At 64.3% G+C, this 12,015-nt stretch carries 13 protein-coding genes and 1 pseudogene; 9 read left to right on the top strand and 5 right to left on the bottom strand.

The features are described 5' to 3' along the window. Nucleotides 1-133: 133 nt before the first annotated feature. Nucleotides 134-287: pseudogene (locus EOA32_RS39305) on the bottom strand (SAM-dependent methyltransferase); the annotation flags it as partial. A 235-nt stretch (nt 288-522) separates the two neighbouring features. On the opposite strand from EOA32_RS39305, the gene EOA32_RS24485 reads away from it, so the two are divergent. The 4 genes from EOA32_RS24485 to EOA32_RS24470 all read left to right on the top strand — a co-directional run bounded on the left by EOA32_RS24485 (nt 523) and on the right by EOA32_RS24470 (nt 5,165). Continuing rightward, entirely contained in the window at nt 523-993 is a 471-nt protein-coding gene (locus EOA32_RS24485) for a DUF2231 domain-containing protein (RefSeq protein WP_245499370.1), read from the top strand. Nucleotides 994-1,288: 295 nt separating this feature from the next. Then, nucleotides 1,289-1,537 (top strand): hypothetical protein, encoded by a 249-nt coding sequence (locus EOA32_RS38795; RefSeq protein WP_189407342.1) that lies wholly within the window; start codon nt 1,289-1,291, stop codon nt 1,535-1,537. 507 nt (nt 1,538-2,044) lie between these two features. Next, entirely contained in the window at nt 2,045-3,631 is a 1,587-nt protein-coding gene (locus EOA32_RS24475; protein WP_245499369.1) for a DUF2778 domain-containing protein, read from the top strand. Nucleotides 3,632-3,923: 292 nt separating this feature from the next. Continuing rightward, nucleotides 3,924-5,165 (top strand): glycosyltransferase, encoded by a 1,242-nt coding sequence (locus tag EOA32_RS24470; protein ID WP_128373104.1) that lies wholly within the window; start codon nt 3,924-3,926, stop codon nt 5,163-5,165. A gap of 3 nt (nt 5,166-5,168) precedes the next feature. Here EOA32_RS24470 and EOA32_RS24465 read toward each other — a convergent pair whose 3' ends face one another. Next, a complete protein-coding gene (locus tag EOA32_RS24465; RefSeq protein ID WP_128373103.1) occupies nt 5,169-5,924 on the bottom strand; it encodes a DUF4239 domain-containing protein in 756 nt (251 codons plus the stop codon). Nucleotides 5,925-6,140: 216 nt separating this feature from the next. Here EOA32_RS24465 and EOA32_RS24460 point away from each other — a divergent pair, with 216 nt between their 5' ends. From EOA32_RS24460 to EOA32_RS24445, 4 genes are all read left to right on the top strand, one after another. After that, nucleotides 6,141-6,926, top strand: coding sequence for a ThuA domain-containing protein (locus EOA32_RS24460; RefSeq protein ID WP_066993181.1), 786 nt, complete (start codon nt 6,141-6,143; stop codon nt 6,924-6,926). 89 nt (nt 6,927-7,015) lie between these two features. Then, on the top strand, nt 7,016-8,074 hold the full coding sequence (locus EOA32_RS24455) for a Gfo/Idh/MocA family oxidoreductase (protein ID WP_095828761.1): 1,059 nt from the start codon (nt 7,016-7,018) through the stop codon (nt 8,072-8,074). Between the two features lie 131 nt (nt 8,075-8,205). Next, complete coding sequence (gene add, locus EOA32_RS24450) at nt 8,206-9,198, top strand: adenosine deaminase (protein WP_128373102.1); 993 nt, start codon at nt 8,206-8,208, stop codon at nt 9,196-9,198. A gap of 78 nt (nt 9,199-9,276) precedes the next feature. Beyond that, nucleotides 9,277-9,678 (top strand): GFA family protein, encoded by a 402-nt coding sequence (locus EOA32_RS24445; protein WP_095828760.1) that lies wholly within the window; start codon nt 9,277-9,279, stop codon nt 9,676-9,678. A 40-nt stretch (nt 9,679-9,718) separates the two neighbouring features. Here the strand turns inward: EOA32_RS24445 and EOA32_RS24440 are convergent, their stop codons facing one another. Both EOA32_RS24440 and EOA32_RS24435 read right to left on the bottom strand, forming a co-directional pair. Next, on the bottom strand, nt 9,719-10,441 hold the full coding sequence (locus EOA32_RS24440; RefSeq protein WP_128373101.1) for a 3-keto-5-aminohexanoate cleavage protein: 723 nt from the start codon (nt 10,439-10,441) through the stop codon (nt 9,719-9,721). Between the two features lie 136 nt (nt 10,442-10,577). Then, complete coding sequence (locus EOA32_RS24435) at nt 10,578-10,994, bottom strand: helix-turn-helix domain-containing protein (RefSeq protein WP_128373100.1); 417 nt, start codon at nt 10,992-10,994, stop codon at nt 10,578-10,580. 105 nt (nt 10,995-11,099) lie between these two features. Between EOA32_RS24435 and EOA32_RS24430 the strand changes: the two genes are divergently transcribed. Then, nucleotides 11,100-11,687, top strand: a complete 588-nt coding sequence (locus tag EOA32_RS24430) for a dihydrofolate reductase family protein (RefSeq protein ID WP_128373099.1) — start codon at nt 11,100-11,102, stop codon at nt 11,685-11,687. Nucleotides 11,688-11,773: 86 nt separating this feature from the next. Here EOA32_RS24430 and EOA32_RS38790 read toward each other — a convergent pair whose 3' ends face one another. Next, complete coding sequence (locus EOA32_RS38790) at nt 11,774-11,917, bottom strand: hypothetical protein (protein ID WP_156751089.1); 144 nt, start codon at nt 11,915-11,917, stop codon at nt 11,774-11,776. Nucleotides 11,918-12,015 lie beyond the last annotated feature (98 nt).

Raw genomic sequence — 12,015 nt, 5'->3', positions numbered from 1 at the left:
AGGTAGTCGTCCGCAATTTTCCACGCACGCTCACCTTTGGAGCGCGGCTCAGCGGCAAGACGAAACCTGTCCCCGGTTTGGCCGATGCGCGCCTGGCTCGATAGGTTGGCCTAGAGTTCAGCCACGATGATGTCGACTGAATTTTGGCGGCGACCTCACCGCTGCCGTGCCTGTCCGCAATCACCGAAGTGGCGTAATCCGTTGCTGCTCCAGTTTTGCCGATCCCTGGCTTGGATTTCGTTGCGAAGAAGAGTGCCGTGACAATAAGCCACCGCCGGGATGCGTGGCATTGGATCACGCGCGCCAAGAGCACACTATCGTTCAGCTCGCTTTCGAGTCGAGCCCACACTGGCATACGCGCCTATAGCGGTGCGTGAATTCCGTTCCGCGCAGCGCAGTCGGGTTATGGAACATTCCGGCTCAACCGGAGTTTGCATATATCCGGCTTTCTGCCGCCGAGCCCCTGATGCGTTGTGATGTGGCCTGAGGGCGGCGCTCGCCACGCCTCGAGGAGGCCCTACGATGGTCCAGCACACGATCCCTCGCAATCCGCACAGCACGGCAAGCATTGCCGGCCATCCTGTTCATGCAATGCTGATACCGTTCCCGATCGCCTTCTTCGTCGCGACCTTCGTTTGCGACCTTATCTTCTGGCGAACCGGTAATCCGGGCTGGGTCACCGCTACGCTCTGGCTGCTGGGGGCAGGTCTGACCATGGCCGTGCTGGCGGCTCTTGCCGGCTTGACCGATGTCCTGGGGGACACCCAGATCCGCAATCTCCAGGACGCATGGCTTCACGCCGGCGGCAACGTGGTCGTCGTTCTCATCGAACTTTACAACTGGTACTCGCGGTATGCCGACGCGGAGGCAGCGGTAGTGCCGGTTGGACTTGTCCTGTCGCTGATCGTTGTCCTCATCCTTCTGTTCACCGGCTGGAAGGGTTGGGGAATGGTCTATCGGCATCACGTCGGCGTTGCCGACGATCCGGACTAAATGCGCTGAATGCGCCCGTTTGCCGGTGATTGAAATAGCTCCAGGATTTCACTGGAGCTATGTAAAAACAACCAGTTGGATTGGGCAAGCGATTCAAAAGTTGAACAGCTCCAAGGCGCCCGCGGCGTCGCCCGACTGAAGCGGGGCAGCTTGAACGTCCGATCTACGACTACGACGGAATCGATAGGCCGGCCGGAAAGGTTTAGGATGCCTTGTCGTCCGCACCCAGACGAGGCACACGGACGCTTGAAAGAGTAGATCGCGCTTTCGCCCATATAAGTGGCAGGGAGGCGTCATGGCTTTCACCAAACACAGCGGAATATTCACGCCAGTCGAGCTGGAGCTCCTCCAGAAAGTATTCGATCAGTTGTGCAACGAGCGCCGTCTGGCGTTAAAAGACGGGGGCGAAAGAGAACAGCTTGCCTCCGACGTGCTCGAAGCTTTCCAAAACGGCTTCAGCGCCGAAGCGGAGTTGTTGCAATCGCTTGCGGAGCGCCGCACCGCACCGTCGCAACGCAATCCGGCTCGACAGCTCCGTCCTTGATTGTCTGGCGCGGCGAAGGCTGTCTTCCCGCATCGGGGTTGACGTTGCGATCTGCCGCCCTGGAAGAGATGCCGCAGCTGGTCGCGCCAGGCTCTTCCTGCCGTTTTTTAACCTCAATCCGTTCTTAGCTGGCGATCGCCCGAAAGGGTAGAACCTTCGCGCTTGCTTGACTCGGCCCGCAAAAACGGGCAGCAAAGCGGCTGAGGGAGAGCATTTTTACCGTGGCGCAGACCATGGAGGGCTCTTTTTTCGTATGGACCGTCGCCACAATGGCGATTGGTGGAGGGATTGGTTAACCATCTTTGTCCATCTTTTGAATCAATCGGCAACAGACGCGTGAAGGTGCAGGGGGCACCAGGCGAACTGTGATCGTGACGGGTGCCAGGTCCGCAAACCGGCATGCCGATTGAGAGTGGTCGTATGGCGTTTTTGCGTTTGAAGAACCGGGGTGACGCTCCTGAAGAGGGGGTAACTTCGAAGAAATCTGGTGGTCATCGTTGGGTTGTAGTGCCTGCTGTCGGCGCTGCCCTGGCCCTGTGGTCGGTCGCGACCATGGCCGGCCTCTATTCCGTGAGTACCTCGCTCACCGCCGCCTCCAACGGATTGCCGCAGAGCATGCTTGCGCCGCGCAGCATCGTGCTTGGCGACCAGCGCCGCAAGGTCGCGAACGCCTGGGCGCCGCGCCTTGCCGCGAACGGCGCGCACAAGACGGGCTCGCTCACCCGCGGCTGCGATGCCGGCTGCCTCAGTCTCGCAGCCAGCTTTGCGAGCTCCACGCCAAACCCCTCCAGCTTGGTGCATGACGGCAAGGCCGCGCGGCTGAAACCGGCACCGGATAGCGTATCGCATGAGAAGGTTGTCGCGGCTTCCGCCGCGGACGTCGCCGACCGTTTCGACAGCGTCATCAAGCGCGCCGGGCTTTCGCCGCAGAAACTGGCCGATGCCTTCCGGCGCGCCGAGAACGCTCCGGTCCTGCTGGCGAGCTTGCCGTCGGCAAGCCGCTTCGGCGGCGCGGCCGATAACGGTTCGGCCCGGAGTGGGCTGACCTTGAGCGGCCCGGCCGAGTCACGCTTTGGCGGAAATCAGGTCGACGTTCAGCGCGCGTCCGAACTGGCGCTGGCGCTTGCCAATGTCATGCCCGAAGAGACGGTCGACGTGCCGACCGCCGTCGCGCTCGCCAGCGGCGACGCGCCTGAGATGACGGCCGGCGCTTCCGGCGACGACGGACAAGCTGAAGTGCAGGTCGCTTCGCTGCCGCCGCAGGATGATTTGCCCGACAGCATCGCCGTGCCTGGTTTGAGGCCGCGCACCGCCCTCGGGCGCTCGACGGAAGCGCCTGAACAGAATGCCGCGAGGAAGCCGGAACCGGCCAAGCCGCAGGCAAGCCAGGCGGCAAGGCCCCAAATTGCCAAACCGGAGTCGGCCAAACCGCAGCCGGCCAAGCCGCAGCCGACCGTTGTCGACTCCGCCGAAGGTGCGCAGACGCCGCGCTCGCTGAGGAGCTCCGACCAGGCGCTTCCGGGTGTGCAGGGTGCGAAGCCGATTGAGGCCGCGCCGGCCAAGCGCAGCAAGGCGCAAGCCTCCGAGATGCTCGCCTACGCCAAGCCGGACACGCCCGAGCGCGGCGGTCTCGGCAACGCCTTCAGGGGTCTGTTCAACAGTCCTTCGACGGGCAATGGCGTTGCCGTCTATGACATCTCGACGGCGACGGTCTACATGCCCGATGGCTCCAAGCTGGAGGCGCATTCGGGGAAGGGCGCCATGGCCGACCAGCCGCGCTTCGCCAACCGCAAGAATTCTGGCCCGACGCCGCCCGACACCTACAATCTGTCGCTGCGTGAATCGCGCTTCCACGGCGTCGAGGCCATCCGGCTGACGCCGACCAGCGGCAGGAACAAATACAACCGCAACGGTCTGCTCGCCCATACCTATCTGCTGCGCGGCGCCCCAGCCCAATCCAGCGGCTGCGTGGCCTTCAAGGATTATGGCCGCTTTCTCTCTGCCTTCAAGAAGGGGAAGATCAAGCGCCTGGTCGTTGTGCCGCGCCTGAACGGGTCGCCCACCCAGGTCGCCCAGGAAGGCCGCCAGGGCTGACCCCGCCCGCCACTATGCCGGCAGCAGCTCGTTGCCGGTAGGCTGCCTTTGATCTCTTGACGGTTTGCGGTCTTTGCCGCCGTTGACGCGCGGCGCGGTCGACGCACGCGCTTGATGTCTTCGCCACGTCTCCTGCAACAGCGGCAGTGACCGGTTCCATCGAATTGCGGATGAGGAAAGGGAGAACTCCCTCTCCCAGAAAGCATATATGGCGCAGCCCGGGCTTGCGGCAAGCCCCCGGCAATGCCGTATGTACGCTGCCCTTGACCTCAGTTTAGGAAAGGGAGTTTGCATGCGGATTTTACTGTCGACTTACGGTTCGCGCGGCGATGTCGAGCCGGTGGTGGCGCTGGGCGAGCGACTGCAGGCGCTCGGCGCCGAGGTGCGGGTGAGTGTCCCCGGCGATGAAGAATTTGCAGCGCTGTGCGCCCGTGCCGGTGTGGAGCTGGTGCCGGCCTTCGCACCGGTGCGCGAATGGGTAAAGGAGATGACGCGGCGCAGGGCATCGGAATCGCCGAAGGACGTGGCCGCGCTGATCTCCGGCCAGGCGGCCGAGATCCTCGCCAGGCAATACGATACGCTCATGGCGGCCGCCGAAGGCTGCGATGCCGTGGTGGCCTGCGGCCTGTTTCCGTCCTGTGCCGCCGCGCGGCTTGTCGCCGGGCAGCGGCACATGCGCTACATCCTTGCCACCTTCTGTCCGATCTGGCTGCCGTCGGCGCACAACCGGCCGCATGAATATCCGGGACATCCGCTTCCAGCCGGGGTGAGCGACAACCGGCTGCTGTGGGAGACGGATATCGCGACCAAGAACGCGCTGTTCGGCCAAGCGATCAACAGCTGGCGCGCGTCGCTCGGATTGCCTGCGGTGGAGAATGTCCGCGATTATGTCTACGGCGATTCGGTCCTGCTCGCCTGCGACCCAGCGCTCGGGCCGTGGCTGCCCTCGGACCTGACCGATGCCAGGCAGACCGGCGCCTGGATCCTGGCCGACGAGCGGCCGCTGCCCGACGGGCTGGAGGCATTCCTCGAAGCCGGCCCACCTCCGGTCTATGTCGGCTTCGGCTCCATTGCCGTGGCCAAGGAGGCCGGCCGTGCGGCCATCGAGGCGGTCCGCGCCAAGGGCCGGCGCACGGTGATCGCGCGTGGCTGGGCCGAGCTTGGCCTTACCGACGACCGGGACGATTGCTTTGCCGTCGGCGATGTCAACCAGCAGGCGCTGTTCCGCCGCGTCGCCGCCGTCATGCATCACGGCGGTGCCGGAACGACCGTCGCCGCCGCGCGGGCACGAGCGCCGCAACTGGTGCTGCCACAGATCGGCGACCAGCCGTACTGGGCGCGGCGGGTGGCCGAGCTCGGCATCGGCGCAGCGCATGACGGGCCGGTTCCGACAGCGGGGTCATTGTCGGCGGCGATGGAGACGGCGCTGGCGCCCGAAACCCGCATCCGTGCGAGCGAGGTTGCCCGTTCGGTCCGCGCCGACGGCGCGGCCGTGGCGGCGAAGCTTTTGATCGAGATGTTCGGTCGTGCCTGACCTTCACTGCGTCAGTTCCGCCAGCGCCCTCTGCAGGGGCGCCGGCGAGACCTGGATCGGGCCGGAGAAGGGGCTGTCCATGTCGATGATCAGATAGATTGCCGCGGCCACCAGCGCCCCGGACACGAGGCACGTGAAGATGATGGTTCCATTGCACGGTGCTCGGAAGCCGAAGCTGGCGAAGATCAGCGTCAGCCAGGCAACGAGCAGCGCGATCAGCGGCGCGGGGATGGCACCCTCGGACTGCTCGGCCAGAATCCAGCGCTGCGCGATCACCTTCTGCAGCTGCTGTGTCGCCGCCTGTTGCGCGGCGGTCTGCTTGGCATTCGCAGGGGTCAATCCGCCCACGATATCGCCGACCTGATTGAGCAGCAGTTCCGACAGCCTGTTCGGGACGACCGTCGTGTCGCTGTCGGCGGTCGAGGTATCGACGACGCGCTGCACATAGGCGGTGAGCGATTGCCGGGCGCCGTCCGCCTCCGGTCCATAGCGTCGGAGCGTTCTGTCGAGCAGAATGAGATCGGTTGCGAAGGTGTGGACGTTGACGTTGATGGATTCGAACGTGTTCTTGGCCGAGTTGATCATCAGGCCGAGGACCAGCGAGGACATCACTACGAAGAGGTTCGCGGCGAGCCGCACCACCGCGCTGGTATCGTCGCCAAGGTGGTGAGCAGGGAAGCGCTCATGCACCATCAGGCTGACCAGCGACGCCCCGGCCAGACAAGCAAAAATCGCCGCCCCTATAAGCACTTCGCCCATAGCTGATATTGCGCACGGGAAAGGACGGTTGCCAATTGGGTGGAGGTGGTTGAATCAAAGCGGAAGCATACAGGCGTATGTGGTTGTTCGCGAACGATGCTTTCGGGCTCTTCGTCATGTGCAGCGGAGCGAAGGGCAAAAACCGCTTCCAATGCCGGCCGAAGACGCTATCTATTGCGCCGGGCGGCTCCACCCTCTCACATCACGAGGCAATCCATGACAATTCGCGCCGTCGTCTGGGGCGAGAACATCCATGAGCGGACCAATGAGGTGGTCGCCGGCATCTATCCGCAAGGCATGCACACGACCATCGCCAACGCGCTCAACGCCGACAAGGCGATCTCCGCCTCGACCGCGACGCTGGAGCAGCCGGAGCATGGGTTGCCTGAATCCCGCCTCGCCGAGACCGACGTGCTCGTCTGGTGGGGTCACAAGGACCATGGCGCGGTGGCCGACGATATGGTCGAGCGCGTCGCCCGCCGCGTCTTCGAAGGCATGGGACTGATCGTGCTCCACTCCGGCCATTTCTCGAAAATCTTCAAACGGCTGATGGGCACGCCCTGCACGCTCAAATGGCGCGAGGCCGGCGAGCGCGAACGGCTCTGGGTGACGAGCCCCAGCCACCCGATCGCCGAAGGCATCGGCGAGTATTTCGAGCTCGAGAACGAGGAGATGTATGGCGAGCAGTTCGCCGTGCCGGAGCCGCTGGAGACAATCTTCATCTCCTGGTTCCAGGGCGGCGAGGTGTTCCGCTCAGGCCTTACCTACCGGCGCGGCGCCGGCAATGTCTTCTACTTCCGCCCAGGCCACGAAACCTATCCGACCTACCACGACGCGACCGTGCACAAGGTGCTGCGCAACGCAGTGAAGTGGGCGCACAACCCGCAGGGCAGGAATTCCGCCATCCTCAAAGCACCCAACGTGCCGGTGGAGAAGGCGCTGGAGCCGATCGTCGAACGCGGCGGCAAGCTGCATGCGCCCGGCGAGGCTGGTTTCCGCTAAAACGTTTTCTGTTTGGGATTGCGTGCAAGCAACAATTAGATCGTCCGCCTAATATCATTGAATCGAACCAATTCCTCTGGAGGAGCAAAATGCGGCTTTTGATACTCGGTACCGGCTGGATGGCGCAGGAGCATGCCCGCCGCTTCGGCGCCATCGAAGGCGTCGACATCGTCGGTGCCGTCGATGTCGATCCGGCCCGCGTCGGCGAATATGCCGACGCCTACAAGATCGCGAAGCGCTTCACCTCGCTGGAGGCGGCGCTCGACTGGGGCGGTTTCGACGCGGTCGCCAATGTCACGCCCGACCGCATCCACCACCCGACCACCATGGCGCTGATCGGCGCCGGCAAGCCGGTGCTGTGCGAGAAGCCGCTGGCCGAAAATTTCGGCAAGGCAAGCGAGATGGCCGAGGCGGCGGAAGCCGCCGGCGTCGTCAACATGGTCAACCTTACCTACCGCAACGTCGCGCCGCTGCAGAAGGCGCGGCAAATGGTGCAGGCCGGCGAGATCGGCACGGTGCGACACGTCGAGGCCTCCTATCTGCAGAGCTGGCTGGTATCGAAATTCTGGGGCGACTGGCGAAGCGACCCCAAGTGGCTGTGGCGGCTCTCGCGCGGCCACGGCTCAAACGGCGTGCTCGGCGACGTCGGCATCCACATCCTCGACTTCGCCAGCTACGGCGCCGCCCTCGATATCGACCACGTATTCTGTCGGCTGCGCGCCTTCGACAAGGCGCCGGGCAACCGCATCGGCGACTACCAGCTCGACGCCAATGACAGCTTCGCCATGACGCTCGATTTCGCCAACGGCGCCTTCGGCGTGGTGCATGCCAGCCGCTGGGCGAGCGGCCATCTCAACGAGCTCAGGCTGCGTATCTATGGCGACAAGGGCGGCATCGAGGTGGTGCACAATCTCAATGGCTCGATGTTGAAGGGCTGCATCGGTGCCAATGTCGAGGACGCCAAATGGGAAGAGCTCGACGCCGGCACCGTGCCGACCAACTACCAGCGCTTCGTCGAGGCGGTGAAAAGCGGCGTGCAGGCCGAGCCCAATTTCCGCCATGCGGCTGGTCTGCAGAAGGTGCTGGATCTGGCGGTGGTGTCGGACGAGAAGCGCGCCGAGCTGAGAGCCCACGCGGACACGCAGTGAGGCCGAACTGCCGATCTCCCCCGCAACGCGGGAAGACTGGCTGTCGTCACACACAAATCTTTCAGTCATTTCTTGAAGCCTTGATCCCGCCTTTCGTGATTTGATGCGGCCACAAAGCTCGGGAGGCTTCATTGACCGACTATATCGGGTTGCCGAAGGCCGAAGTGCACATCCACGTCGAGGGCTGCTTCGAGGCCGACGACGTGATCAGGAATTGCGAGGAGGCTGGCATCCCGCTGCGCGCGCCGCGCGACAGGCTCTTCGAGGCGCATGATCTGAAGAGCTTCCTCGAAATGCTCGACTGGCTGTGCGGCACGTTTCGCACGCGCGAGCAGCTGGCCATCGCCGCCTATAAATTTGCGCGGCGCATGGCCAAGAGCGGCGTGCGCTATGCCGATGTCATCGTCAACCCGACCCACTGGCCGCACTGGGACCGGAACATCGCCGGCATGATCGACGCCTTCGATGCCGGGTTCGCGGCGGCCGAGCAGGATGGATACCCGCCGGTCGGGCTCTGCATCAGCCTGCTGCGCACCCAGTCGGCCGAGGACGCTATCGAACTGGTGGAGTTGCTGAGCAGGATCAGGCACCCGCGCGTCGTGGCCCTTTCGATCGACGGCAACGAGGCGGCCGCCGGGCGCACCGGTCCGCGCTTTGCCGAGGCGTTCCGCCGCGCCGCCACGGCCGGATTGCGACGCACCGTCCACGCCGGCGAGTCGAGCGGTCCCGAGGGCGTTCGCGACGCCATCGAGCTGCTTGGCGCCGATCGCATCGACCATGGCGTTCGCGCGATCGAGGAGCCGGCTCTGGTCGACCTGCTCGCACAGAGGCGAATTCCGCTCGGCGTCTGCCCGATCTCCAACATCGCACTCGGCGTCTATCCTTCGCTTGCCGAGCATCCGATCGACGCTCTGCGCAAAGCCGGCGTTCCCGTCTCCATCAACACCGACGATCCGGCGCTGCTCGGCACGACGCTCGAAGCCTCTTACGCCGCCTGCGCCGAGACCTTCGCCTGGGACAGTGAAACCATCCGCCAGCTCGCCGCGACATCGGTGCATGCGAGCTACGCCAACCCGGCGGTGAAGGCGCGGATATTGGCGGATCTGACGGCCTGGCAGGGGTAGGCGACGCTCGGCGGATAGGTGCTTTCACCACGCCGCCGAACTGCATAAGGTGCCGAGACTCGGTCGAAAGGAGCCAGCATGGTCACGCGACGCGCCGAATGTTCCTGCGGTCAGCTGTCGGCCACCTGCGCGGGCGAGCCGGTGCGCATCTCGGTGTGTCATTGCCTCGACTGCAAGCGGCGCACAGGCAGCGCCTTCAGCTACAATGTGCGCTTTGCCGAGGCCGATGTGACGATAGACGGGCGCGCGCTGCAGTTCACGCGCACTGGCGAGCAGGGCGGGCAGATAACCTACAGCTTCTGCCCTGATTGCGGGACCACGGTGCACTACCGCATCGACACGCAGCCCGGCCTTACTGCGATTCCGGTAGGGACGTTCGCGGATCCGTCGTTCCCGCCGCCCTTCCAATCCTTCTACCACCGTAGCCGGCGCTGCGAATGGGTCGAGATAACCGCCAAGCCGCTGACGAAGTTCGGCTGACTTTTGGCCTTGGGTCCTCCCCATGAGGCGAGGAACCAAGTCACGCCCGGCGATAGATCCTCACCGCCACCTTCAGCAGCGTCGCATTCCCGTCCGCCACCGTCCCATCAGGCAACTCCTTCCCATCCTCAAGCCCGACACGGGTCGAAAACTTCCGCGCCGCCGCCCGCTCGACGAAGGGCCACACGGTCGCGTTCTCGCCATGCAACAGGATCGAGCGGTGAATGCCTTCGCGTTGCAGCAGCGTTTCGATGCCGTCGGCGACGGCAAAGGCCTCCTCCAGCGTCTGCTCGGAAATCTCAATCAGGACGCGCAGCACCCGGCGGCCATGATCGAGGCTGGCCAGCCTGAGCGCATCGCCGATCGACGCCAGCCCGGCCTCGATGCCGACGCCGCGGTTGCGCAACGCTTCCATCACTTCGGGCGCCGCCGCCTCGCTGAGATTGACCGAGGCGTAGTCGGGCAGCTCATGCCAGCCGGCGATGGCGGCAATCGTGCGCCTGTCGTCCTTCTCGATCCAGGCGCCGGTCGAAACGCCGATCAGCGTGCCGGGGCAGGCGCGGCGCAGCGCCGTCACCGTCCGGTCCATCGCTTCCGGGGCAAGGCTTTCCTGCCGGTCGGCGCCACGCGCATGCACATGCAGTTCGACGGCACCCGCCGCAACCGAGGCCGCGCCGTCGCGTGCCATGGCATCCGGGTCGAGCGGCAGGGCGGGGTGGAAATCCGCGGCGCGGGCGCCGTTGATGCAGGCCTGGACGATCATGGCGGTCGATCCTGTTCAGGCGGAGTCTAGCGCAGGGGTGCATAGACTGGAAACGGAACCTGCGGGCAGGATCTTATCGACGCCGCGATCCTTCGCCGTAGAACTCGACTTTGGGCAATTGGCGGCGTGGAACGCCTTACCCCAAATACTCCTTCCTCAACCTCTTCTTCATCCGCTCCAGCGCCGGCTGGCCGCCTGCCGCGAGTTCCTTGGCAACCCGCGCCAAATCCTCATCCGCCTTTCGATATTTGCTGCCCCAAGCGCCAAGCGTGGCGAGTATCGGCAAAAGGTCGATGCCGGCCTCGGTCAGCCGGTAAATCGCTTTCAGCCTGTGGGTCGGGTCGTCGCTGCGGGTGAGGACGCCTTCGTCGACCAGGGTCTGCAGCCGCTCGGCCAGCGTGCGCGACGAGATGCCTTCGTCCGACTGCAGGAACTCGCGAAAATGCCTTTTCCCGGCGAAGGCCAGGTCGCGGATGATGAGCAGCGTCCAGCGGTCGCCGATGAGCTCGAGCGACAGGCTGATCGGGCAGCCGGACCTTTCCTTCGTCGACATGAAATTAGTTCCATTTGTAAATCACTTTTCAATTGACAGCATTCCTTCCGCGCGTCAAATGATTTCAAAAGTAAACCGTGTTTGGAGATGCGAGAGGACCGCGCAATGAAAAAGCTCATCCTGCAAATGCAGATGTCGGTCGACGGCTTCGTCGGCGCCGACGAGAACCGTCGTTGGCAGCTTTGGGAATGGGGCGACGAGAGCGACTGGGACGACGAGCTCAAGCAGGACTTCAATGCCGTGTTCGCAACCGTCGACACGATTCTGCTCAGCCGCAAGATGGCCGAGGAGGGCTATCTCAATCACTGGGGCAATGCGGCGAGGAAATTTCCGCGAGACCGTTTTTATGCCTTTGCCCAGCGTATCATCGCAGCTGACAAGGTGGTGCTGAGCGACAGGCTGAAGGCGTCGCGGTGGGAGCGTACCAGGGTCGCGAGCGGCGATCTGCCGCGTGAGATCAATGCGCTGAAGCCGGGCGAGGGCGGCGACATTGCCGTGTTCGGCGGCGCCGGCTTCGCCTCGGCGGTGATCGCCGCCGGGCTGGTCGACGAGTTCCAGCTCTTCATCAACCCGGCGGTGCTGGGTACCGGTCGTCGCATCTTCGATCAGGGCGGCTTTGCCAGGCTGAAGCTCACCGGCTCGAAAGCCTATGCCTGCGGCATGGTGGTGAACCGCTACGCGCCGGCCGGGTGAGGCTTGAATCGATCTGGCAGCACGCCGTCTCAACCGCTTGTTCGGTTGTCGTTTCCCGGCGAATTGCGAACCGTCGGTGCCATGCCTTACCCGCCTGGATGCGACGCCAGCGCGTTGGTTTCCCGATACCCCGCTTCATCGTTGGCCGCGGCGGCGAACCGCCGGGCTTCGTGCGACGTGAGACCGATGAGCGCGCGCCCGGCATGTTCGGCGGGCTTGTCATTGGCCATGTCGAACACCGCCCAGCTATGATGAGGCGGTTCTTGCACCGCTACGAATCTCATTTGAGCCCCGCTCTTCACGGGGTTTCATCGAACAGATGATTTTT

Origin of the sequence: Mesorhizobium sp. M1A.F.Ca.ET.072.01.1.1 (genome assembly GCF_004023325.1) — a bacterium.
In the GTDB taxonomy this organism is placed as follows: domain Bacteria; phylum Pseudomonadota; class Alphaproteobacteria; order Rhizobiales; family Rhizobiaceae; genus Mesorhizobium.
Note: the sequence above shows the minus strand (reverse complement) of the source record. Positions and strands in the feature narration are given on the sequence as shown.